The following is a 24,517-nucleotide window of genomic DNA, read 5'->3' on the forward strand; positions in this document are numbered from 1 at the left end:
CAACAAGGGATATATACTACTGTTAGTACCAGGTAATAATAGTGGTCATCCTTCTTGTGGGAGGAACATACATGCGGGTACCTAAAAAAGAGAGACAACAAGAATTATTACAGACGATCGAGCAAAATCCGTTCATCACGGATGAAGCGCTGGCGACACGATTCCGTGTCAGTATCCAGACGATTCGTCTCGACCGGATGGAATTAAAGATTCCGGAATTACGGGAGCGAATTAAACACGTCGCGACCGAACGGCTGGATGATGTGCGTACGTTGACTGAAAATGAAGTCATTGGTGATATGATTGACCTGAAACTCGATACATCTGCGATCTCGATCCTTGAGATTTTGCCGGAACATGCGTTTAGTCGGAATGCGATCGCCCGCGGACATATTTTGTTCGCGCAGGCAAACTCGCTTGCGATTGCGCTCATCGACGATGAACTCGCGTTGACGACACGTGCGAACGTTCAGTTCACACGCTCCGTTCACGTCGGAGAGCGCGTCGTTGCGAAGGCATTCGTCAGTTCCCATCGTCAAGATGGTCGTTCTGACATCACGGTGGAGAGTTATGTCGGTGAAGAATGTGTCTTCATCGGTGAGTTCACGGTGTATCGAAGTAGTAAGGAGGAATCGAAATGATTTTAGCAGTTGACGCTATGGGGGGCGACCACGCACCCCGTGCCATCGTAGAAGGGGTCGTTGCCTATTTGGCAGAACGTCCAAACGAAAACATCGATATCCGACTAGTCGGAGATGAGTTGAAATTACGCTCATACTCAATCGAGGATCCGCGCGTGACGATCGTCCACGCGGCATCCGTCATCACCGGAGAAGATGAACCGGTACGTGCGATTCGCCGCAAGAAAGATAGCTCACTCGTTGTGGCTGCAAACCTGGTGAAATCAGGAGAGGCAGATGCCTTGATTTCAGCAGGCAACACGGGAGCGCTCATGACTGCCGGATTGTTCGTCATCGGTCGAATCGAAGGAGTTGACCGTCCTGCACTGGCCCCGACTTTCCCGACACGTAATGGGAAAGGTGTCGTCATCTTAGATGTTGGCGCCAACCCGGATGCGAAGGCAGAGCATTTGCTCGATTATGCCATCATGGGGTCTGTCTACGCAGAACAAGTTCGCGGCATCACACGTCCAAAAGTCGGACTCCTGAATATCGGATCAGAAGCCGGTAAAGGGAATGCACTGACGAAGGAAACGTATCCGCTACTTGAGACAGCACCGATTCATTTCGTTGGGAACGTCGAGGCGAGAGAAGCGATGAGCGGTGACGTCGATGTCATCGTCACGGAAGGTTTTGCCGGCAATACGTTACTTAAGAGTACAGAAGGGGCTGCCAGTATGATCATGGGTGTCATGAAAGAACAATTCATGAGCTCTTGGACATCAAAGCTAGCCGCTCTCGTACTGAAACCGAAGTTGAAAAAAATGAAGCAGTTGCTCGCTTATGAAGAATATGGCGGTGCCGGACTATTCGGCATAGCGGCTCCGGTCATTAAGGCGCATGGTTCAAGTAATGCCTACGCCTTCAGCCGAGCGCTCGTTCAAGCTGAGAAGATGGTCGAACAAGAAGTCGTTGCCAAAATCGTTCAAGCGAAGGCAACAGAAGCACGTTAAGAAGGAGTGAGACAAGATGGGGAAAACAGTTTGGATGTTTCCGGGACAAGGGTCACAAACCCCTGGAATGGGACAGACGCTCATCACGCAAGACGAGACACGCCAAGCACTCGCTGACCTCGGAACGCGAATTGGTCTGGATCTGACGACGCTGATGACGACAGGGACGAAGGATGAATTGAAAGCGACGGACATCGCTCAACCAGCCATCGTCGCACACAGTGCATTACTCGCACAGCAGTACGCAGCACAAGGACATACACCTGATTTCGTACTCGGACACAGTGTTGGAGAATATAGCGCGCTCGTCGCAGCTTCTGTCATCACACCGTCTGAAGCCGTCTATCTCGTCCGCGAACGCGGAAAACTCATGAATCAAGTCACGGGTGGAACGATGGCGGCGGTCATCGGCATGAATGATGTCGAGGCAGCCCATCACGCGGTCGAATCGATTGCGGCGACGGGAGAAATCGTTCAAATCGCCAACTACAACTGTCCTGGGCAATTCGTCATCTCCGGACAAATCGCAGCGGTCGAATCCGCTACAGCGAAGTTAAAAGAGCTCGGAGCAAAACGTGTCTTACCGCTTGATGTCTCAGGTGCGTTCCATTCGTCACTCATGACACCATTCGCACCACGATTCGAAGACATTCTCGTCTCGTCACCGTTTGAAGCGGCGAAGACGAAATTCATCTCGAACGTCGACAGTGCGTTCCACGATCAACCAGACGAATTGATTCGTTTGCTCGTTCAGCAGCTCTACTCACCGGTTCGATTCGAATCATGCGTTGAGCGTCTGATCGAAGAAGGTGCGGATACATTCATCGAGTTCGGTCCATCATCTCCGTTGAGCGGTCTCGTGAAACGAATCAAAAAAGATGCGAAGATCATCAGCATCACGACACTTGAGCAATTGGAAGCGGAGGGAATTCGTTGAGTAAAGTAGCACTCGTCACTGGCGCGTCACGCGGCATCGGAGCTGCCATCGCGAAGCGATTGGCAACAGATGGTTTCCGTGTCGTCGTCAACTATGCAGGAAGCACGGACAAGGCGGAAGCTGTCGTCCGTGAAATCAAGGAAGCAGGCGGAGAGGCACTCGCGATTCAAGCGAATGTCGCTGAAGCAGATGCTGTCAAACAGATGATCAAACAGACGATCGACGAATTCGGTCAACTGGATTGTGTCGTCAATAATGCCGGCATCACGCGTGATGGTTTGCTGATGCGCATGAAGGAAGCGGATTTCGATGCTGTCATCGATACGAACCTGAAAGGGGCGTTTCTCGTCACGCAAGCCGCGACACGTCCGTTGTTAAAAACAAGCGGTCGTATCATCAACATCGCATCAGTCGTCGGTATTTCCGGAAATCCAGGGCAAGCGAACTATGTCGCAGCGAAAGCGGGTCTGATCGGGCTGACGAAATCCGTCGCACGTGAACTCGCTAGTAAAGGCGTCACAGTCAATGCCATCTGTCCAGGATTCATCGAGACGGACATGACGGACGAATTGACAGAAGAACAGCGGAACCTGTCACTCGGGCAAATTCCGTTGAAACGCTTCGGTCAAACCGACGATATCGCTTCACTCGTCAGTTTCATTGCTTCAGATGAAGCGCGATACATCACAGGACAAACTCTTGCCGTCGATGGCGGCATGACGATGTAACACAACTAACGGTAGTACTTTGCCAAATCGGCAATCATCTTATATACTCAACTCATGGAGGGATTTTAAAATGACAAAAGAACAAATCTTAGTAGACGTACAAGAAGCAATCGCAGAAAAATTAGGAAAAGAACAAAGTGAAATCACACTTGATAAATCGTTCAAAGACGACCTCGGTGCTGACTCTCTCGAAGTCATGGAACTCGTCATGGACTTAGAAGACAAGTTCGAAATCACGATCGAAGATGAGCAAGCAGAAAACTTGAAGACTGTCGGCGATGTCGTCAACTACATCGAAACACAAGTCTGATCATTGAAGCTGACCCACCGCAATTTGCGGTGGGCTTTAGCTGTTTAGGAGGAACTATGACGAATCAAAAAGGACGTCGTGTCCGAAAAGGACCCTATGTAAAACGACGCAAGGATGCTCGGACGCTCGCTCAAATCGAGCAGAAATTCGAAGCGTTACAAGAGCGCCTGAATATCACGTTTTCTAATGTCGAGCTATTAAAACAAGCCTTCACGCACTCTTCGTTCGTCAATGAACAACGCGAGTCTGAAGGGGATAACGAACGCCTAGAATTTTTAGGGGACGCGGTCTTAGAGTTGACGGTGTCACGCTATCTATTCGAACACTACCCGGAACGTTCCGAGGGGGAATTAACGAAATTGCGAGCGGCAATCGTCTGTGAACCGTCACTCGTCCAATTTGCGAATCACTATCAGTTTTCCGATATGATTCTGTTAGGTAAGGGGGAAGAACTGACCGGTGGTCGGAATCGTCCAGCCTTACTTGCGGATGTCTTCGAATCCTTCATTGGCGCCTTGTATCTTGACCAAGGCATCGAAGCAGCCGAACGATTCCTCGCCGAAGCGGTTTTTCCGAAAGTGGCGACAGGATTTTTTGAAGAACAGACAGATTTCAAGAGTCAATTACAGGAAGCGATTCAACGTGTCGGCTTAGGTGTCATCGAGTATGAAATCATCGAGGAGCGCGGTCCGGCGCATAGTCGGGAATTCATCTCGCGTGTCCAAGTCGCGGATGAGCTCGAAGGGATTGGAACGGGTCGTTCGAAAAAAGAGGCAGAACAACAGGCGGCAAAACAAGCCTTACTTGAATTAAAGAAACAGTTTTAAGCAACAAAAGGCCGACCATCTCTCAAACGCGTGAGAGATGATCGGCCTTTATCGTCTGAAGTTCGCTTGATTAGACAGTCTTGAGGGATTTCAGTTCGTCGACGATCGCATCGACCTCTGCAAGTGATAACGAGTCGCGCATCATGACGAACTCATAAATCTCTTTTAAGTCCTCGTTTTTTGAGCCATCGAACTGTTCTGCTTTAATGACCCCTTTGTTGATGATGTTCAATTTATCTAAGATTGCTTCAATCATTTGTTCAATCGTCATCGTGTTATTCGCTCCTCTTCTTCTTGTTTCGCGTGATACTACCTTAAAACCTATCATGTTGCTAGCGTTTCGGCTATGGTAAACTGAAAGAAATTCAAAAGAAATTTAAACATACGGGTGATCAAGATGTACTTAAAACGAATTGAAATCAATGGCTTCAAATCATTTGCCAGTCGAACTGAATTAGAATTCCTTCCGGGTGTCACGGCAGTCGTCGGACCGAACGGAAGTGGGAAATCAAATATATCGGACGCTGTCCGTTGGGTGCTCGGAGAACAATCTGCGAAGTCACTGCGCGGGGCGAAGATGGAAGACGTCATTTTTGCCGGCAGTCTGTCTGAACACCGGAAACAATTTGCCGAGGTGACGCTCGTCTTAGACAACGAGTCGGGAACGGTTGCGTTGCCGTATCAGGAAATCAGTGTCACGCGGCGTGTCAGCCGCAACGGAGACAGCGATTATTTTTTAAATAAAAAACCATGTCGCCTGAAGGATGTCCTTGATCTGTTCATGGACACAGGCTTGTCGCGTGATGCTTTTGCAATCATCGGACAAGGGCGAGTTGAACAAGTCATCTCCGGTAAACCGGAAGAACGCCGTGCTGTCATCGAGGAAGCAGCAGGCGTCTTGAAGTATCGTCATCGCAAGAAGCAAGCCGAGCGGAAATTAAGTGATACGGAAGCGAATCTATCGCGTGTCGATGATATTTTATATGAACTTGGCGGACGAATCGAGCCGTTACGTGAACAAGCGGCGCTCGCGAAAGAGTATCTCGTCGCTCGAGAACGGCATGATGTCCTCGAACGTGGTATCTTGGCGCATGAAATCACGACGTATCAGACGGAGCTCGAAACACTAGCGCGTGACATCGCACAATGTGAAGAACGCCTTGCGTCTCAAAAGACGACTTACGAAGAGACCGTCTTGTCCCGAGAGAATCAAGAATCGACGCTCGAAGAAGAACGACAACAAGAAAACGCGTTGCAGGAGCAACTTCGACATGTCTCGACGCGACTTGTTGAGATCCAAGGTGCCCTTAACCTAGCGAAAGAGCGTGAAAAACACGGGACCGAGACGAAAGAGCGACTCGAACAAGAGGTTGCCGTCGTCGAAGAACGCGTCAAGGAACTGGAACTCGAACTGACCTCTTTACAGGAACGCCAAGCAGAAGTCGATCAGGAAGCAAAACGGATCACGGCTGAACGGGAAAGAGCCGATCAAGCGCTGACACAAACCGATCGTGATTTTGATAAGGAAGCCGAAGTATTACGTTCGGAAGCCTTTGAAGTGGCGAGTCGATTAGCTGCGACGAATAATGCCTATAATCGGGCGAAGCAAGATCTCATGCAGGCAGAAGAACAACAACGTTCATTTACGGCGGACAGCGGTACGAAACAATCGACGCGTCGTCAACTCGAGGAAGACGTCGCTCGTCTAGAGGCGGAAGTCGCTTCGATCCGGACGAAGTTGGACCAAGCAACGGAAGAAGAGACGACGGCACTTGCAGCACGAAATGAACAACAACATGCGTTACGACAAGTCGAACAGTCCGTTGCGGATTTAGAGCGACGTCGGCATAAGACGGAAGACCGGATTGAATTCCTTGAATCCGTCAAAGCCGACTATAGCGGTTATTTCGGTGCCGTGAAGACGATTTTAAAACAACGAGATCAGCACCCAGGTATCCACGGAGCGGTCGCGGAGTTGATTTCGGTTCCGGCGCGGTTTGAAGCGGCAATCGAGACAGCGCTTGGTGGGTCGATGCAAAACATCGTCGTTGATACCGATGCGACAGGACGTCGTCTGATCCAGGAGCTTCGGCGATTAAATGCCGGTCGAGCAACGTTCATGCCGCTCGCCTCACTCCAAGCACGCGAAGTCAATCGTTCAGTACGAGAACAAGTCGGTGGAATGTCTGGGTTCGTCGGGATTGCAAGTGATCTCGTGACGACAGACGAGACGTTGACGAAATTAAAGATGAACTTGCTCGGTACGACACTCGTCGTCGAGTCACTTGAACAGGCGAACCAAATCGCCCGTTCGACGGGACATCGCTATCGTCTCGTCACGCTCGAAGGAGATGTCGTCAACGTCGGCGGTACGATGACCGGCGGAAGTCGGAAAAAAGGCACACCATTGTTCAGTCAATCGCGCGAACTTGACGAGTTAAAAGAGGGACTGACGCGTGGACAAGCGGTCATTCGGGAGCAGATGCGCCGCTTGGAAGATCTGAGAGCGGCGATCCAGACTCTTGATGCTACGGCTCGGACACGGACAGAAACGATTCAAACATTACAAGGGCAACTCGAACAATCGCGCGATACGTTAGCAGATGCGAACCGTCATCTCGCTGTCATGACGTCTGAATTGTCGGTTGAAGATCGACAGATGGCACGTGTACTCGAACAAGAACAGGAAGCACGTCAGATCATCGAGACGTCGGAAGTCGAGATCGCAAAATGGACGGAGCGTCAAACGGAGCTCAGACAAGCCTTAGATCGTCTTAAGGATGCGCAAGCCCGTGGTGCCGTCACGATGGACGAACTGAAGAAGGAACAAGCAGAAGCAGTTCTCGAAGAGCGGACGATTCAAATGAAACAAGCGCAACTTTCGCAAGAGATCGAACGCCTGACGGAACAGGTCAGTCACGCAAAGCTTGAACGTGGTCATAAACGCCGTGACTTGCGTCATGTCCTCGAAGGATTCGACGAAGCGAAAATCGATGCCTTGCATGCGGAACAGCGCGAACAGGAACAGGAACAACAACGGGTCGAGACCGAACTCGTCGCGATCGGGCAACGGATTCAAGTACAAGCAGAATCCCTGCGCTTGATCCGGATCCGCGAAGCGAAGACGAAGGACGATCAACAAACGACGAAACAGGCACTCGAGCAGCTACGACTCTCGCAAGGGAAAACGAGCACGCGTCTTGAGACAAGACAAGAAATGCTGGAAGAGATGGGATTACTGCTCGAACTGATTGCACCACTTGATCTATCGTATGAAGAGGCAAAAGAGGAAATTCATCTGCTCAAACGCCAACTCGAAGAAATCGGCATCGTCAACATCGGTGCGATTGAGGAATTCGCAGAGGTCGATGAACGGTTTACGTTCCTATCCGCGCAACGGGATGATCTCGTCGCTGCTAAAACCGATCTCTATGGCGTCATCGAAGAGATGGACCGAGAAGTCATTCGATTGTTCCGTCAAACGTATGATGCTGTCCGAGAACACTTCCGGGAAACATTCCGCGAGTTATTCGGGGGCGGTGAAGCCGATCTAGTCCTCGTTGACCCGAGTGATCTGTTGACGAGTGGAATTGATATCGTTGCCAAACCGCCTGGTAAGAAGCTGCAGAATTTGTCGCTCTTGTCCGGTGGAGAGCGTGCCTTGACAGCAATCGCCTTATTATTTGCGATTCTAAAGACACGTCCTGTCCCGTTCTGTGTCCTCGATGAGGTCGAGGCGGCGCTTGACGAAGCGAACGTCGCGCGATTCGGCGAGTTCGTCCATCAGCTAGCACGCGAGACACAGTTCGTCATCATCACCCATCGGAAAGGAACGATGGAGGCGGCAGATGTCCTTTACGGCGTCACGATGCAGCAAAACGGGATATCTGAAGTGTTATCCGTTAAACTAGAAGAGGCACGACGTACATGAAGAGGCACGACGTACATTAAGTGAAGAACCAAAGGAGATTAAACGATGAGTTTCTTTAAAAAACTGAAAGACCGCTTGACGACTTCGACACAAGAAGTCACGACTAAATTTACGGAAGGCTTGACGAAGACACGCGACGGATTAGCGAGTGCCGTCAATGATCTCGTCTACCGCTTCCGTGAAGTCGATGAAGACTTTTTTGAAGAGTTAGAAGAAGTGTTGATCCAAGCAGACGTCGGTGTGACGACGACGATGGATTTGGTCGAAGAATTAAAGACAGAAGTCAAACGACGTAACGTCAAGGATCCAAAACAAGTCCGGGATGTCCTCGTTGAAGTCGTCGCGAACATGTTAGTCGAAGAAGAAGAGACAGCCCTTGATCTTGATCATGAGCTGAATGTCATCCTCTTCGTTGGTGTCAACGGGGTCGGTAAGACGACAACGATCGGGAAACTTGCGAACCGATTAAAACAAGAAGGTAAGAGCGTCATGTTAGCAGCGGGAGATACGTTCCGGGCTGGTGCGATCGATCAACTGCAAGTCTGGGGCGAACGCTCCGGTGTACCGGTCATTCGTCAAGGCGAAGGCTCCGATCCGGCTGCTGTCGTTTATGACGCCGTCCAAGCAGCGAAAGCACGTAAGGTCGACGTCCTGATTTGTGATACGGCAGGACGCCTACAAAACAAGGTCAATTTGATGAACGAGCTCGAAAAGGTCAAACGCGTCATTGAACGTGAGATTCCAGGCGCACCCCATGAAGTGTTACTAGCACTTGACGCAACAACAGGGCAAAACGCGATGGTGCAGGCAAAAGCCTTCAAACAAGCGACGAACGTTAGCGGAATCGTTTTAACGAAACTTGACGGCACAGCAAAAGGTGGGATTGTTCTTGCGATCAAGAACGAGCTGAATCTACCGGTGAAGTTCGTGGGTCTCGGTGAAAAAATCGATGATTTACAACCATTTGACGCAGAACAATTCGTATATGGACTGTTCGGCGATGTCTTTGAAGAAAAAGAAAACGTCGACACGGAAGAAAGCGCGGAATAAGCGACGTTTCATGTAAAGAAAAAAACTTGACAACACACTGTGAGGGCTGTACTATACTATCTGTAAAGGAATTTCACTTAACATTGCGGAGGTGCTCGAATGACACTTGATAAAACGAACCGGATGAATTATCTGATTGACTTTTATCAGGAGCTTTTGACGCCAAAACAACGGAATTACATGTCACTCTATTACTTAGATGACTTTTCCTTAGGTGAGATCGCCGATGAGTTTGAAGTCAGCCGACAAGCAGTCTACGACAACATAAAACGCACGGAAGCCATGCTCGAGCAGTATGAAGAACGACTATCGCTGTTCAAGAAACACGAACGGCGAAAGCAGTTACTCGATCAGCTGAAGCAATGCGACCTTCCGGGTGAAGCCCTAGTGATCATTGAGACATTGGAGCAATTAGAGTAGGAGGCATTCTTAATGGCATTCGAAGGATTATCGGAACGGCTTCAAGCCAGTCTCGCTAAAATGCGAGGTAAAGGTAAGATTTCTGAAGCAGACGTCAAAGAGATGATGCGCGAAGTTCGCTTAGCGCTACTCGAAGCCGACGTCAACTTCAAGGTCGTCAAACAATTCGTAAATGATGTAAAGAAACGCGCCGTCGGACAGGATGTCATGACGTCTTTGACGCCAGGACAACAAGTCGTCAAAATCGTCCACGATGAATTGACGAATCTGATGGGTGCAGAAGTGTCACCATTGACGCTTGCGAACCGTCCTCCGACCGTCATCATGATGACGGGTCTGCAAGGGGCAGGTAAAACAACGACAACGGGTAAACTTGCCAATCATTTACGTAAAAAACATAATCGTAGTCCTTTGCTTGTTGCGGCGGATATTTATCGTCCGGCAGCAATCAAACAATTAGAGACACTCGGAAAACAATTGGAGTTACCGGTCTTCTCGATGGGAGATCAGGTTAGTCCACAAGAAATCGTTACCGGTGCACTCGATTATGCAAAAGAGCATCATCACGATATCGTGTTGATCGATACGGCAGGTCGCTTACACGTCGATGAGGAACTGATGCAGGAACTCGTTGATGTTAAGGAGATCGCCAAACCGCATGAAATCTTCCTTGTCGTCGATTCGATGACGGGTCAGGATGCCGTCAACGTCGCAGAGAGCTTCAATGAGAAGCTTGGCGTAACGGGAGTCGTTCTGACGAAGCTCGACGGAGATACGCGAGGTGGTGCAGCACTCTCCATCAAGGCAGTCACCGGAGCACCGATTAAGTTCGTCGGTCTTGGAGAGAAGCTCGATGCCATCGAACCATTCTATCCCGAGCGGATGGCGTCACGGATTCTAGGCATGGGAGACATGCTGACACTGATTGAAAAAGCAGAGTCACAAATGGACGCTACGCGTGCCAAAGAGTTAGAAAGCAAAATGCGCGATGCATCGTTTACATTCGATGATTTCATCGAGCAGTTGCAGCAAGTGAAACAGATGGGTCCACTCGACGAACTGTTGGGAATGATCCCTGGGGCAGGTAAAGGGAAGATGAAGGGGTTGAAAAACGCCCAAATCGATGAGAAGCAACTCGTGTATGTCGAAGCGATCATCCAATCGATGACGAAACGAGAGCGGACTGAACCTGAAATCTTGAATGCGAGCCGTCGGAAGCGGATTGCCCGTGGTAGCGGACGCAGTATCCAAGAAGTCAACCGCCTCATTAAACAGTTCGAAGATATGCGGAAAATGATGAAACAATTTTCCGGACAGATGGGCAAAGGGAAAAAGAAAGGCTTTGGCCTTCCATTCTTTTAAAAGTCTTTTCTCTTTTGCTGTAACGTTGTATACTAATGAAGTTGTCAATTTGACTAAACGAAAAAATCATTTATTATTTGGAGGGACTTACGAATGGCAGTTAAAATTCGTCTTAAGCGCATGGGCGCAAAAAAATCACCTTTCTACCGTGTGGTAGTAGCAGACTCACGTGCACCACGTGATGGTCGTTTCATCGAGCAAATCGGATACTACAATCCAGTTGCTAAACCAGAAGCAGAAGTTAAAATCAACGAAGAGCTAGCTCTTAAATGGCTCTCTGAAGGTGCTAAACCTTCGGACACAGTTCGTAACCTCTTCTCACAAGCTGGTATCATGGAGAAATTCCACAACGCGAAACTCGCGAAGTAAGACGTTAGGAGGTGAGCGAAAGCTTACCTCCTTTTTTTAATTCAAGAAAGGAAGTGAAACGAATGGAATGGTTGGAAATTGCGAAAATCGCCAACACGCACGGTCTAAAAGGGGAATTGAAGTTACTTGCAAGCACGGATTTCCCGGAAGAACGCTTTAAGGTCGGAAAAGAAGTCTTTCTCGGCTCTGAAGGCACGTATACACCGGTAACGATCAGTGGCTACCGAAAGCATAAACAATTCATCATGGTGACGTTCAAAGGGATGCATCATATCAATGACGTCGAGAAGTACAAAGGATTGAAACTCTATGTCCATGCAGAAGACTTACAGGACTTAGACGAGCATGAATTTTACTATCATGAGATCATCGGTTGTTCGGTTTATGACGGTGAGACGAAAATCGGAGTCGTATCCGACATTCTCGAAACGGGCGCAAATGACGTCTGGACGATCAAACGCGACGGAAAAAAAGATGTCCTGATTCCGTATATCGAGCAGGTCGTCGCTTCCGTCGACGTCGAACAGAAACGCATTCAGATCACGCCGCTTCCGGGACTGATCGAGGAATGAACATCCGTGTATTGACGCTGTTTCCAGAGATGTTTTCAGCGCTTGATCATTCGATCGTCAAGCGAGCGCAAGACGATCAACACGTCATACTCGAAACCATCAATTTTCGAGACTTTTCAACGAATCGACATGGTAAGGTCGATGATTATCCGTATGGCGGAGGAGCCGGCATGCTGTTGACACCTCAACCCGTCTTCGATGCGATGGCAAGTCTACCGGAACGAAAACGACGAATCATCGTCATGACACCGACCGGTAAACGGTTTTCGCAACGAATGGCGGAAGAATGGGCAAACGAAGAAGAACTCGTCTTCTTATGTGGTCACTATGAGGGGTTTGATCAACGAATCCATGATCAGTTGGTGACGGATGAGGTCTCGCTCGGAGACTTCGTCTTGACGGGAGGAGAACTCGCTGCGATGACGATGATCGACGCCGTCGTACGCCTCTTACCGGACGTCCTCGGTGCTTCTGCGAGTCACGAAGATGATTCGTTCTCGACGGGACTTCTTGAATACCCGCACTATACGCGTCCAGCAGAATATAAAGGGTACAGAGTACCCGATGTCTTGTTATCAGGCAACCATGCCCGGATTGAAAAATGGCGACGGGAACAGTCGCTGAAGCGGACATATGAGCGGCGCCCTGATCTTCTCGTGGACGCATCGTTAACGGAAGAAGACCAGCGTTATTTAGACTCGATTTCAGGATTGTCAAACGACTGAATCTATGATAAGTTAAAACATGTGGCAAAAGCCACCCATTAACGATGTTCCGCTGTCGGATGCTTGAAGCAAATGAAGATAAGAACATTGGTGAAAAAAGGAGAAATCATTCATGAACACACAACAATTGTTCCGTGAACTTACACAAGAACAAATCAAGTCAGACGTCCCTGCGTTCCGTCCTGGGGATACAGTCCGTGTACACGTTAAAGTCGTCGAGGGTACGCGTGAGCGTATTCAGCTCTTCGAAGGCGTAGTCATCAAACGTCACGGTGGCGGCATCAGTGAAACATTCACAGTCCGTAAAATTTCTTACGGAGTTGGCGTTGAGCGTGCTTTCCCGCTCCACTCACCACGTGTTGCACAAATCGAAGTCGTTCGCTACGGTAAAGTCCGTCGTGCGAAACTTTACTACCTCCGTAACCTTCGTGGTAAAGCGGCGCGTATTAAAGAAATTCGTCGTTAATCATGTGAAAAAGTGGCTTGTCTCCGGACAAGCTTCTTTTTTTTGCAGTTTATGCGTATACTAGTCCTTAGGAAGAAATTGCGTTAATCAAGGGAGTGGAATTCGTGAAGGAGTTATTCAGTTGGGTAAAGGCGCTCGTCGTAGCGCTCGTCATCGCGTTCATCATTCGAACGTTTCTGTTCGTACCCGTCATCGTTGATGGGGAATCGATGATGCCAACCTTACACAATGCGGATCGAATGATCGTCAATAAGGTCCCATACTATTTTAATGAACCAGAAAGAGGCGATATCGTCGTCTTCCATGCAACGGAAACACGAGACTATATCAAACGGGTCATCGCTGTTCCTGGAGATACGATGTATTACAAAGACGATACATTGTATGTCAACGATAAGAAGGTCGCCGAACCGTATTTGAAAGAATACAAAGCCCAGATGAGTGGTGTGCCATTGACGGAAGACTTCACGCTTGAAGAGCGAACAGGAGAGACGACTGTTCCAAAAGGAAAAGTATTCGTCATGGGAGATAATCGTCAAAATTCAAAAGATAGTCGTGATATCGGTTTCGTGGATGAAGATCAAATCGTCGGAACGACGAACTTCGTCTTCTATCCATTCAATGATGTACGCTCTGTCGATTAAAACGAAAGAAGATGAGACGCTTACCGTTAAAAGTAAGTACCTCATCTTCTTTTCTTGTCTGAAGTTGCGTATACTAGGGAGTGGATGTTTTTCGTGTATCGTATGATCAGCAAGAAGTCCAGGAATATATGAACGAGGTGAAGGATATGACGATTCAATGGTTCCCCGGTCACATGGCCAAAGCACGTCGGGAAGTCACAGAAAAATTAAAGTTGATTGATGTTGTCATCGAACTCGTCGATGCACGTCTTCCGATGTCGAGCCGTAATCCAATGGTCGAGCAGATCACAGCAGGTAAGCCGCGACTGATCGTCCTCAATAAGGCAGACATGGCGGATAAACGATTGACAGAACAATGGATGAACGCATTACGAGCAGATGGTGTCGATGTCGTCGCGGTTGACGCGAAGCATAACAAAGGATTGAATCAAATCCATGAAGGTGCGTTACGTTTAATGAAAGAAAAGCATGCACGGATGCGAGAAAAAGGTCGGAATCCGAGTGCAATCCGTGCCTTGATCATCGGTATTCCAAACGTTGGGAAATCGACGCTCATCAATCGTCTCGCTGGTCGGAACATCGCAATCACCGGTGACCGTCCGGGTGTGACGAAACGCCAGCAATGGATCAAGATGAAGACAGGTGAGATGGAATTACTCGATACACCAGGTATCCTTTGGCCGAAGTTCGATGATCAAGTCGTTGGCTATCGTCTAGCCGCTACCGGTGCCATCAAGGATGATATCTTAAACATCGACGATATTGCGCTATTTGCTCTTCGTGAGCTAAAGACGCGGTATCCGGAGCAGTTACGTGAGCGTTATCGACTCGACGAAGTATCCGGAGAGGCGGTTGATGTACTCGAAGCAATCGGTAAAAAACGTGGATTCGTCTCAGGTGGGTATGTCGATTTCGAGCGGACGAGCGAAATGCTTCTGCATGAGCTACGGACGGAAAAGCTAGGTCGAGTGACGCTTGAAACGGTTGAAGAGTGGGAAACGCATGCATAACAGACTTGGACATCTTTTGATGTCCAAGTTTTTTTCAAAGGAGCAGGATGTATGAAGATAGCAGAATTGAAACAGCGATTACACCAGGCAACACTAGAAGAATTTATTCAATTGAAGCAGGAACTTGTGACAGATGCGCGAAAAGGGGTGCATACACTGTTTCGTCAGACAGAACGACGATTCGCGCTCGAAGAGCAGCAACGCATCGATTTCAAGGAACGGCTCACATTTGAAGACGAGTATCGTCAGCAAGGGTACGTGCGAATTGCAGGAGTTGACGAAGTCGGACGAGGTCCACTAGCTGGTCCTGTCGTCGCAGCAGCGGTCATCTTACCAGACGGTTTCTATCATCCTGGACTAACAGATTCGAAACAGATGAGTAAAGTACAGCGGCAAGCGGCACTCAAGCATCTACAAGAAGTGGCTGAGATTGCGATTGGGATCATCGAACCGGCTGAAATTGACGAAATCAACATCTATCAAGCGTCGAAACAGGCGATGCAAAATGCTGTCCGTCAATTGCAACCGGATGCCTTACTCGTTGATGCGATGACACTCGAAGGGGATACACCACAACAGTCTCTCATCAAAGGAGATGCACGGAGTGTCTCAATTGCTGCTGCAAGTGTCGTTGCGAAAGAGACACGAGATGCGATGATGGAACAATACGCAATCGAGTATCCGGGATATGGATTTGAAACACACGCAGGTTACGGAACACCCATACATTTACAAGCGCTCGATACACTGGGCGTCACACCGATTCACCGGAAAACATTCCGTCCTGTCAAAGAACGTCTTTAGGAGGAATCGAGCATGCAAATCGAACATCGTGCCTTACTTCCATTTAAAATCATCGATCATGCGAACCTACCGTTACGGGAAGGAGCAAACATCGTCGGTAAAGTATTGAAGCTGTTGCCGGACGGATTGATGGAACTCCAAGTCGGTCAACGCGTCTTGACGGCAGGGACGACGGCTGAATTAAAAGAAGGGAACATGTATCGCTTTCAAGTCGTTTCAGCAGAGGGACAACCGGTTTTAAAAATCATCTCGACCGAGTCTGTTCCGCAAAAGTCGGCTCTCCCCCAGTTACTCGACTCCTTTTTACAACGCCAGACGGTACCGACTGCGGAAACACGGGAACTCCTAAGGCAAATTGGTCAACCGGTGACGGAAGGAGAAGCGAAGCAGTTAAAACACGCCCTTACCGAACTCGTTCAACTGGCAAAGGGTGACGAGACAGGTCGAACGCTTGATCGAAAGACGAGTGATCAGATTTTAGCGCAACAACTCGTCCAAGCAACGAACGAAGCAGGGAAAGGAGTCTATTTATTTCAATTACCTCAATTTGGACCATTCGAAGATGTTGATCTCATGATGGAAGCACCGTTCGAACGGACGTTTGATCCAAATCATGCCCGCGTCGTCTTATATCTTCAATTACCGACGCTCGGTGAGGTCGCTGTTGACGTCTTGATTGCAGACCGAAACGTCTCGATTTCTGTATTTCATCCAAATGCGCACGTCGATACGTTCATGCAAGCCTATACGCCTCAGATTCAAGCACGACTCGAGGAACAGGGCTATGCGTTGACACGATTCGATTGGGTCGAACAGGTGAAAGAGCGTGTACCGCATGACATCTCGACGCGCAACGGAAGGGTGGATCTTCATATATGAAAAAAGCGATTGCCTTATCTTACGAAGAACAGATGCATGCCCCAAAAGTCGTTGCTAAGGGATCGGAACATATCGCGGAACGGATTTTAGAAGAGGCATTAAAACATGATATTCCGATCCGGCAGGACGAAACGTTGATGACGTTACTAGATGCTGTTCAAGTATCAGAACAGATTCCGGAAGAATTATACGGTGTCATCGCTGAGTTATTCGCCTTTTTATATCGTCTCGATCAAGATGAACTTCTGAAAAAATAAAGCTTTCGGTCGATAACGATAGACAGCGCTTCCAATTTTAACTACAATGAAAGAGCCGAAACTAAAGGGGTTAAGGGGGATTTTTTCATGAATGTACATGAGTATCAGGCAAAAGAATTACTTCGTTCGTACGGTGTACCCGTACCAAACGGAATCGCAGCCTTCACCGTCGAAGAGGCGGTCGATGCATCAGAACAATTGTCAGGCCCGATTAAAGTCGTCAAAGCTCAAATTCACGCGGGGGGACGCGGTAAAGCAGGTGGCGTCAAGCTTGCGAAATCGCAAGAAGAAGTGAAGGAATATGCGACGGAGTTACTCGGCAAAACGCTCGTCACGCACCAAACAGGTCCAGAAGGAAAAGTCGTTCAACGTCTTCTCGTCGAAGAAGGTTGTGCGATTGACAAAGAATACTATCTTGGAATCGTACTTGATCGTGTGACAGGCCGTGTCGTCATCATGGGATCAAGCGAAGGTGGTATGGACATCGAAGAGGTGGCGGAAGCGACACCAGAAAAAATCATCAAAGAAGTCGTCGATCCTGCAGTTGGTCTTCAAGGATTCCAAGCGCGTAAACTTGCGTTCGCAATGGGTGTTCCTGTGAAGCTCGTCAACAAGTTCGTTGGTATGGTCACGAAACTCTACAACTTCTTCGTCGACAAGGATTGTTCGATCGCAGAAATCAACCCACTCGTTACGACGAAAGATGGCGAAGTCCTCGCACTCGATGCGAAGTTGAACTTCGACTCAAATGCATTGTATCGTCATGCGGACATCGTGGCGTTACGTGATGAAACAGAAGAAGATCCACGCGAAGTCGAAGCATCAAAGAGTGATTTGAACTACATCGCGCTCGATGGAAACATCGGTTGCCTCGTCAATGGTGCTGGTCTTGCCATGGCAACGATGGATATCATCAAACACTTCAGTGGTGATCCTGCGAACTTCCTCGATGTCGGTGGTGGTGCGACAAAAGAGAAAGTTACAGAAGCCTTTAAACTGATCTTGTCGGATGAGAACGTCAAAGGGATTTTCGTCAACATCTTCGGTGGAATCATGAAATGTGACGTCATCGCAGAAGGTATCGTTGCGGCGACAAAAGAAGTCGGTCTCGAATTGCCACTCGTCGTTCGTCTTGAAGGGACGAACGTTGATGCAGGGAAACAAATTCTCAAAGATTCAGGTCTAGCGATTACAGCAGCTACATCAATGGCAGACGGCGCAGAAAAAATCGCTGCGCTCGTGAAGTAAGGGGGAGCTAAAGATGAGTATTTGGGTGAACGAATCGACGAAAGTCATTATTCAAGGGATTACTGGTAACCAAGGGATGTTCCACGGTGAACAGATGATCGACTACGGCACAAACCTCGTAGGCGGTGTCACACCAGGAAAAGGCGGTACGGAAGTACTCGGTGGTGTTCCTGTCTTTGATACGGTCGCACAAGCGGTCGAAAAAACGGGAGCGAACGCATCGATCATCTACGTTCCACCAGCATTCGCAGCGGATGCAATCATGGAAGCAGCAGATGCGAACATCGCGCTGATCATCTGTATCACGGAAGGTATTCCAGTTCTTGATATGGTCAAAGTAAAACGTTACCTCGAAGGCAAACCAGTTCGTCTCATCGGACCGAACTGCCCGGGCGTCATCACTCCAGGTGTCGCGAAACTTGGTATCATGCCAGGATATATCCATACACCAGGTCATGTCGGTATCGTCTCACGTTCTGGGACTTTGACATATGAAGCTGTCCATCAATTGACGACTGCTGGTATCGGTCAATCGACAGCTGTTGGTATCGGGGGCGACCCGGTCAATGGAACGGACTTCATCGATACGCTCAAAGCATTCAACGAAGATCCAGAAACAAAAGCCGTCATCATGTTAGGGGAAATCGGTGGAACAGCTGAAGAAGAAGCGGCTGAGTGGGTCAAAGCGAACATGACGAAACCAGTCATTGGTTTCATCGGTGGTCAAACAGCTCCTGCCGGCAAACGGATGGGTCACGCAGGTGCGATCATCTCTGGCGGTAAAGGAACAGCTGCTGAAAAAATCAAGACACTCCGTGCAAACGGAATCGAAGTGGCAGAAACACCAGCTGTCATTGGTGAGACGTTAATCCGTGTCATCAAAGAAGCAGGGATCTATGACGAGTGCGTAACGAACAGCACAGTCAAATAAATCAAAAAAAGAAGCTGTCCTGATCAAATCAGGACGGCTTTCTTCTATATAAATAAGAAGCTTAAATAAGGAGCGCTGATCTCATGAAACGTGAACTGTATGTCCGCTTCGCCATGTGTCAGGTACCGTACACGATCGTCCGATTGATTGAGCAATTCGGAATCGTTCCAAGTCATGAATTACCCGTTTCGACGCGTCTTCGAAAACGGTATGAACAAGCATTACAGCTTGATTGGATCGAAGAGTCGATTCTAGTCAAAGGAGATCCACTGTTTCCGACTGTGTTACTGACGATCCCTCAACCGGTCTATGCCCTCTTTTACCGCGGTGATCCGTCCCGCCTAACACTTCCACGCGTCAGTATCATCGGTAGTCGAACCCCCTCACCGCAACACCTTTCCCGCATGCGTTTCCTGCAACCTTTCTTTCATCCAGATCTCGCCACCGTTTCCGGAGGTGCCTATGGTATCGATGCCCTCGTCCATCGCTTGTCCTTAAAACATCAGCAGACAACGATCGCGGTTCTTGCTGGCGGACTTGATCGCCTATATCCTACTTCCCATGCTACTCTTTTTGAACGTATCTTCTCACACGGTCTTCTTCTCTCCGAATATTCACCCGGAACTCCTATTCAAAAATTTCAATTTCTAGAACGGAATCGAATCATTGCTGGATTGTCTTCATCATTGATCATCGTCGAAGCGGCGAAACGAAGCGGTACGATGAATACTGCCAGTCACGCGCTTGACCAAGGAAAAGATGTCTATTGTTTGCCGGGTTGTCCCACGGAATCGTTCTTTTCCGGAACGAATCAATTGATCGCAGAAGGAGCGATTCCACTCCTTGATCCGGAAGAAGTTTCAAAAAGTATTCGGCTGAACGTTGACAAATGGGAATCGAGACTACTATGATAAGTGAGATTAAAATACGAGTACGCCTCTAATAGGGAGCGATTGCAATGGCAAAATATCTAGTAATCGTCGAGTCACCCGCTAAGGCAAAAACCATTAAACGTTATCTCGGATCCAACTATACCGTGAAAGCGTCGATGGGGCACGTCATTGACTTGCCGAAAAGCCAAATGGGAGTCGACGTCGAACATGACTATGAACCGAAATATATCACGATTCGTGGTAAAGGTCCGGTCTTAAAAGAACTCAAGACAGCTGCGAAAAAAGCACAAAAAATCTATCTCGCAGCCGACCCCGACCGTGAAGGGGAAGCGATCGCATGGCATTTAGCTAAAGCATTAGGCGTTGATGAATCAACGGAGTGCCGCGTCGTCTTCAATGAAATCACGAAAGATGCCATCAAGGATTCGTTCAAGCGACCACGCAAGCTCAACTATGATCTTGTCGATGCACAGCAAGCCCGTCGTATCTTGGACCGCCTTGTTGGTTATAGCATGAGTCCGTTATTATGGAAGAAGATTAAAAAAGGGTTATCTGCGGGACGCGTTCAATCCGTTGCCGTCAAGATGATCATTGATCGGGAACAAGAAATCAACGCGTTCATGCCTGAAGAATACTGGACGATCAAACTCGAACTCGATGCAAACGGTGAAAAGCTCGAAGCGAACTTCTATGGAGTCGATGGCAAGAAGCGTGAACTTCATTCGCAAGGAGAAGTCGATCAAATCTTGAATCAACTCTCGGAAGACTTCACAGTTGATTCCGTCACGAAAAAAGAGCGGAAACGGAATCCGGCGTTACCGTTTACGACGAGTTCTTTGCAACAGGAAGCAGCACGTAAGCTGAACTTCCGAGCGAAGAAGACGATGATGATCGCACAACAGCTATACGAAGGAATCGAGATTGGAAAAGAAGGTACAGTCGGTTTGATCACGTATATGCGTACCGATTCGACACGGACGTCAGATTCGGCGAACCTCGAAGCACACGGGTTCATTGAACAGGCGTACGGTAAAGAATACATCGCAAGCGAGAAACGTAAAGAAAAGAAATCAGCGAACTCACAAGATGCACACGAAGCGGTTCGTCCGACTTCGACGATGCGCGAGCCACAACTCGTCAAATCATATTTATCGCGTGATCAGTTCCGCTTATATAAACTAATTTGGGAACGGTTCGTCGCAAGTCAGATGGCGCCAGCGATTCTCGATACCGTCAAGATCGATCTCGTCTCGAACGACGTCACTTTCCGTGCCAACGGGTCGACCGTTAAATTCCCAGGCTTCATGAAGGTCTACATCGAAGATACGGACGATGAGGCGGTTTCAGACGTCAAGGAAGGATTACTTCCTCCACTCGCTGAAGGGGAAGAGTTAAAACAATCAGCAATCGAACCGAAACAACACTTCACACAACCACCGCCACGTTATACGGAAGCACGTCTTGTCCGGGCGATGGAAGAGCTCGGTATCGGTCGTCCGTCGACGTATGCGCCGACACTCGATACGATTCAAAAACGAGGTTACGTGACGCTTGAAGAGAAGAAATTCTTACCAACGGAACTTGGTGAACTCGTCATCGATATGATCAGCGACTATTTCCAAGAGTTCATCACTGTCCAGTTCACGGCAGACATGGAAGCTTTACTTGATGCGATCGAAAAAGGTGACATGCAGTGGACGGAAGTCGTCGATCCAATCTATAAGTCCTTTGCAAAGCGTCTGACACGAGCAGAAGCAGAAATCGAGAAGATTGAAATCAAAGATGAACCGGCTGGAGAAGATTGTGAAGTCTGTGGTCATCCGATGGTCATCAAGATGGGACGTTATGGCAAGTTCATGGCGTGCTCGAACTTCCCAGAGTGTCGTAACACAAAACCGATCCAAGTCGAGATCGGTGTGAAGTGTCCGACATGTGGAACGGGCGACATCGTCGAACGTCGTAGTAAAAAAGGACGTTTGTTCTACGGTTGTTCGAACTATCCGGAATGTGAGTTCGTCTCATGGGATAAACCGGTCGAAGAACCATGTCCGGTATGTAGCAGTATGATGGTACAAAAGAAAATCAAGAACGGTGTGAAAGTAGAATGTACATCTTGTGGACATCATGAAACACGCATCGATCAGGAGCAAGAGGAGGAATGACCGTTGAAACGTGTAACGGTAATCGGCGCGGGACTTGCAGGTTCTGAAGCAGCATGGCAACTTGCAAAACGCGGCGTACAAGTAGACTTATATGAAATGCGGCCTGTCAAGCAGACACCCGCGCACCATACAGACCAATTCGCTGAACTCGTCTGTTCGAACTCACTTCGAGCGAACCAGTTAACGAACGCAGTCGGTGTTTTAAAGGAAGAGATGCGTCAGCTCGATTCCTTGATCATGAAAGCAGCAGACTTAGCGAGCGTTCCAGCAGGTGGAGCACTTGCTGTCGATCGGCACGACTTCGCAGGATATGTGACGGAAACGTTGAAAAACCATCCGAACGTTACAGTCCATCATGAAGAAATCGAAGCGATTCCAGATGGTCCGACGATCGTCGCGACGGGTCCGTTGACGAGTGCGGCATTATCGGAATCACTTAAACAATTCACAGGTGAAGATTATCTATACTTCTTCGATGCAGCGGCACCGATTCTCGATGGAGACACAATCGATCGTGAGAAGGTTTATCTGAAATCACGATATGATAAAGGCGAAGCTGCCTACTTGAATTGTCCAATGACGGAAGAAGAATTCCAGCTCTTCTATGATGAGCTGATCAATGCGGAAGTTGTTCCACTGAAGGAATTTGAAAAAGAGATTTACTTCGAGGGCTGTATGCCATTTGAAGTTCTCGCTTCTCGCGGACCGAAAACACTCTTGTTCGGACCAATGAAGCCAGTCGGACTGGAAGATCCGAAGACAGGCAAACGACCATATGCTGTCGTTCAATTGCGTCAGGATAACTCAGCTGGAACATTGTTCAACCTTGTCGGCTTCCAGACACATTTGAAATGGGGCGAACAAAAGCGGATCATTCGCTTGATTCCTGGTCTTGAGAATGCAGAAATCGTCCGTTATGGTGTCATGCACCGTAACACGTTCGTCAACTCACCGAATTTGTTGAAACCAACGTATCAGACACGTACACGTGACGACTTGTTCTTTGCTGGTCAAATGACAGGTGTCGAAGGGTACGTCGAGTCAGCAGCGTCCGGCTTAACGGCAGGAATCAACGCGGCACGTCTCGTCAATGAGGCGGAACCGGTTACGTTCCCGCAGGAAACGATGATGGGCGCGATGTCGCACTATATCACGACGACGGAAGGGAAGAACTTCCAGCCAATGAATGCCAACTTCGGATTGGTACCAGCACTCGTTGGTCATCCGGTTCGGATGAAAAAACCTGAGAAGTATGCGCTCTACGCAGAGCGAGCACTTGAAGCAATCAAAGATTTCACGGATATGTGATTTTTGATGGGGAGAAAGGCGTGATTCAGCGCTCTTTCTCCCCATTTCTTAATTTGTCATAAAAGCGCGATAATTTCGTTAATTTTTCGGTTTTTGGTCTATTGTCAGACTACTTGGTCTGTGCTATGCTAAGGGCGATTCGAGAATGAAATGGTCAGAAGGGGGCGCATTCATGGGGATAGACACTGCTTTTGAGCGACTGCTAGAAGATTTTATGCGGTATGTTCATATTGAACGTCAATTATCTCCGAATACTGGTCGCTCTTATGATCAAACACTTCGACAATACGCCGCTTTTTGCCGCGATCATCAGTTACGATCGATTGAATTGGCAAGTGCACGGCGTTATTTGTATGCTCTTTACGATCAGGAGCTGGCGCGGGCGACGATTGCACAAAAAGTTTCCTGCCTCAAACAATTTGGTCGTTTTTTGACACGTGACACCGATGAGCCTAATCCATTCGATGGATTAAAAGCACCAAAACGACAACAAGGACTTCCGACATTCCTCGTCCCAACGGAATATGAACGTTTCCTCGATGCCTTTCGATCGAGTGATACGCTTGGCAACCGGAATGTGGCGTTAGTAGAACTTTTATATGCGACGGGTATGCGGGTCAGCGAGGTCGTTCAACTGGATCTTCGTGATCTCGCGACTGATCACTCCTACGTCCATGTGTATGGAAAAGGTGGGAAGGAACGCATCGCACCAATAGGAACCTTTGCTAAAGATGCATTAGAACTGTACTTACCATCACGAGATCCAGTCGCAGGTCATGAGCAAGCGTTATTCTTGTCTCATTCTGGGCGTCGATTGACGACGGATGCGATTCGGAAAATCATGAAAAAAGGGGAACAACTTGTTGGGAAACATGTGACACCACATGCGCTTCGTCATAGTTTCGCGACAGATTTACTGGAAAGAGGAGCCGATTTGCGAGCAGTCCAAGAGTTACTTGGACACGCATCGCTGTCGACGACCGGTCAGTACACACACGTAACGACGGAACGATTAAGACATGTTTATCAACAAGCACATCCTCGTGCCTAA

General features: G+C 48.5%; 26 protein-coding genes. 25 read left to right on the forward strand and 1 reads right to left on the reverse strand.

Features of this window, described 5'->3' with window-relative positions:
* Window positions 1-71: 71 nt before the first annotated feature.
* The 6 genes from fapR (at window position 72) to rnc (ending at window position 4,435) form a co-directional block, all read left to right on the forward strand.
* On the forward strand, window positions 72-641 hold the full coding sequence (gene fapR / locus KNQ14_RS04390; protein WP_023468752.1) for a transcription factor FapR: 570 nt from the start codon (window positions 72-74) through the stop codon (window positions 639-641).
* Window positions 638-1,633, forward strand: coding sequence for a phosphate acyltransferase PlsX (plsX, locus tag KNQ14_RS04395; RefSeq protein ID WP_195864762.1), 996 nt, complete (start codon window positions 638-640; stop codon window positions 1,631-1,633). The genes fapR and plsX overlap by 4 nt, the downstream gene beginning before the upstream one ends.
* A 16-nt stretch (window positions 1,634-1,649) precedes the next feature.
* Window positions 1,650-2,570, forward strand: a complete 921-nt coding sequence (fabD, locus tag KNQ14_RS04400; protein WP_035396761.1) for an ACP S-malonyltransferase — start codon at window positions 1,650-1,652, stop codon at window positions 2,568-2,570.
* Entirely contained in the window at window positions 2,567-3,298 is a 732-nt protein-coding gene (gene fabG / locus KNQ14_RS04405; RefSeq protein WP_214859768.1) for a 3-oxoacyl-[acyl-carrier-protein] reductase, read from the forward strand. Before fabD ends, fabG begins: the two co-directional genes overlap by 4 nt.
* 70 nt (window positions 3,299-3,368) lie before the next feature.
* On the forward strand, window positions 3,369-3,608 hold the full coding sequence (gene acpP, locus KNQ14_RS04410; protein WP_029342095.1) for an acyl carrier protein: 240 nt from the start codon (window positions 3,369-3,371) through the stop codon (window positions 3,606-3,608).
* A 56-nt stretch (window positions 3,609-3,664) separates the two neighbouring features.
* Window positions 3,665-4,435 carry a ribonuclease III gene (rnc, locus tag KNQ14_RS04415; RefSeq protein ID WP_023468747.1) on the forward strand — a complete coding sequence of 257 codons (771 nt, stop codon included), beginning with the start codon at window positions 3,665-3,667 and terminating at the stop codon, window positions 4,433-4,435.
* Window positions 4,436-4,505: 70 nt separating this feature from the next.
* Here rnc and KNQ14_RS04420 read toward each other — a convergent pair whose 3' ends face one another.
* Complete coding sequence (locus tag KNQ14_RS04420; protein WP_023468746.1) at window positions 4,506-4,706, reverse strand: DUF1128 family protein; 201 nt, start codon at window positions 4,704-4,706, stop codon at window positions 4,506-4,508.
* Between the two features lie 126 nt (window positions 4,707-4,832).
* On the opposite strand from KNQ14_RS04420, the gene smc reads away from it, so the two are divergent.
* From smc to KNQ14_RS04515, 19 genes are all read left to right on the forward strand, one after another.
* Window positions 4,833-8,366, forward strand: coding sequence for a chromosome segregation protein SMC (smc, locus tag KNQ14_RS04425; protein WP_214859777.1), 3,534 nt, complete (start codon window positions 4,833-4,835; stop codon window positions 8,364-8,366).
* A gap of 45 nt (window positions 8,367-8,411) precedes the next feature.
* Complete coding sequence (ftsY, locus tag KNQ14_RS04430) at window positions 8,412-9,416, forward strand: signal recognition particle-docking protein FtsY (protein ID WP_023468744.1); 1,005 nt, start codon at window positions 8,412-8,414, stop codon at window positions 9,414-9,416.
* A 99-nt stretch (window positions 9,417-9,515) separates the two neighbouring features.
* The gene (locus KNQ14_RS04435; RefSeq protein ID WP_023468743.1) at window positions 9,516-9,836 is read left to right on the forward strand and encodes a putative DNA-binding protein; all 321 of its coding nucleotides are present in this window, start codon (window positions 9,516-9,518) and stop codon (window positions 9,834-9,836) included.
* Window positions 9,837-9,848: 12 nt separating this feature from the next.
* Window positions 9,849-11,198 carry a signal recognition particle protein gene (gene ffh / locus KNQ14_RS04440; protein WP_214859778.1) on the forward strand — a complete coding sequence of 450 codons (1,350 nt, stop codon included), beginning with the start codon at window positions 9,849-9,851 and terminating at the stop codon, window positions 11,196-11,198.
* A gap of 93 nt (window positions 11,199-11,291) precedes the next feature.
* Window positions 11,292-11,567: a 30S ribosomal protein S16 gene (rpsP, locus tag KNQ14_RS04445; protein WP_023468741.1), complete on the forward strand. Its 276-nt coding sequence runs from the start codon at window positions 11,292-11,294 to the stop codon at window positions 11,565-11,567.
* 62 nt (window positions 11,568-11,629) lie between these two features.
* Entirely contained in the window at window positions 11,630-12,139 is a 510-nt protein-coding gene (rimM, locus tag KNQ14_RS04450; protein ID WP_214859780.1) for a ribosome maturation factor RimM, read from the forward strand.
* The gene (gene trmD / locus KNQ14_RS04455) at window positions 12,136-12,864 is read left to right on the forward strand and encodes a tRNA (guanosine(37)-N1)-methyltransferase TrmD (protein ID WP_075642542.1); all 729 of its coding nucleotides are present in this window, start codon (window positions 12,136-12,138) and stop codon (window positions 12,862-12,864) included. Before rimM ends, trmD begins: the two co-directional genes overlap by 4 nt.
* 112 nt (window positions 12,865-12,976) lie before the next feature.
* Complete coding sequence (rplS, locus tag KNQ14_RS04460) at window positions 12,977-13,330, forward strand: 50S ribosomal protein L19 (RefSeq protein WP_023468738.1); 354 nt, start codon at window positions 12,977-12,979, stop codon at window positions 13,328-13,330.
* Between the two features lie 104 nt (window positions 13,331-13,434).
* Complete coding sequence (gene lepB / locus KNQ14_RS04465) at window positions 13,435-13,974, forward strand: signal peptidase I (RefSeq protein ID WP_064299642.1); 540 nt, start codon at window positions 13,435-13,437, stop codon at window positions 13,972-13,974.
* A 146-nt stretch (window positions 13,975-14,120) separates the two neighbouring features.
* Entirely contained in the window at window positions 14,121-14,984 is an 864-nt protein-coding gene (gene ylqF, locus KNQ14_RS04470; protein WP_214723623.1) for a ribosome biogenesis GTPase YlqF, read from the forward strand.
* A gap of 51 nt (window positions 14,985-15,035) precedes the next feature.
* Window positions 15,036-15,788 (forward strand): ribonuclease HII, encoded by a 753-nt coding sequence (locus tag KNQ14_RS04475; RefSeq protein WP_214859782.1) that lies wholly within the window; start codon window positions 15,036-15,038, stop codon window positions 15,786-15,788.
* Window positions 15,789-15,800: 12 nt separating this feature from the next.
* On the forward strand, window positions 15,801-16,667 hold the full coding sequence (locus KNQ14_RS04480; protein WP_214859784.1) for a flagellar hook-length control protein FliK: 867 nt from the start codon (window positions 15,801-15,803) through the stop codon (window positions 16,665-16,667).
* Window positions 16,664-16,924 carry an EscU/YscU/HrcU family type III secretion system export apparatus switch protein gene (locus tag KNQ14_RS04485; protein WP_214723618.1) on the forward strand — a complete coding sequence of 87 codons (261 nt, stop codon included), beginning with the start codon at window positions 16,664-16,666 and terminating at the stop codon, window positions 16,922-16,924. Before KNQ14_RS04480 ends, KNQ14_RS04485 begins: the two co-directional genes overlap by 4 nt.
* An 87-nt stretch (window positions 16,925-17,011) precedes the next feature.
* Window positions 17,012-18,172 carry an ADP-forming succinate--CoA ligase subunit beta gene (gene sucC / locus KNQ14_RS04490; protein WP_023468732.1) on the forward strand — a complete coding sequence of 387 codons (1,161 nt, stop codon included), beginning with the start codon at window positions 17,012-17,014 and terminating at the stop codon, window positions 18,170-18,172.
* Between the two features lie 13 nt (window positions 18,173-18,185).
* Window positions 18,186-19,103 (forward strand): succinate--CoA ligase subunit alpha, encoded by a 918-nt coding sequence (gene sucD, locus KNQ14_RS04495; RefSeq protein ID WP_023468731.1) that lies wholly within the window; start codon window positions 18,186-18,188, stop codon window positions 19,101-19,103.
* 83 nt (window positions 19,104-19,186) lie between these two features.
* Window positions 19,187-20,014 carry a DNA-processing protein DprA gene (gene dprA, locus KNQ14_RS04500; protein WP_214859792.1) on the forward strand — a complete coding sequence of 276 codons (828 nt, stop codon included), beginning with the start codon at window positions 19,187-19,189 and terminating at the stop codon, window positions 20,012-20,014.
* Window positions 20,015-20,061: 47 nt separating this feature from the next.
* Complete coding sequence (gene topA / locus KNQ14_RS04505; protein WP_214859794.1) at window positions 20,062-22,158, forward strand: type I DNA topoisomerase; 2,097 nt, start codon at window positions 20,062-20,064, stop codon at window positions 22,156-22,158.
* A gap of 3 nt (window positions 22,159-22,161) precedes the next feature.
* Window positions 22,162-23,466, forward strand: a complete 1,305-nt coding sequence (gene trmFO / locus KNQ14_RS04510) for an FADH(2)-oxidizing methylenetetrahydrofolate--tRNA-(uracil(54)-C(5))-methyltransferase TrmFO (RefSeq protein ID WP_023468729.1) — start codon at window positions 22,162-22,164, stop codon at window positions 23,464-23,466.
* A 145-nt stretch (window positions 23,467-23,611) separates the two neighbouring features.
* The gene (locus tag KNQ14_RS04515; RefSeq protein ID WP_231496840.1) at window positions 23,612-24,517 is read left to right on the forward strand and encodes a tyrosine recombinase XerC; all 906 of its coding nucleotides are present in this window, start codon (window positions 23,612-23,614) and stop codon (window positions 24,515-24,517) included.

Origin of the sequence: Exiguobacterium sp. s161 (assembly GCF_018619045.1) — a bacterium.
GTDB lineage: Bacteria > Bacillota > Bacilli > Exiguobacteriales > Exiguobacteriaceae > Exiguobacterium_A > Exiguobacterium_A indicum.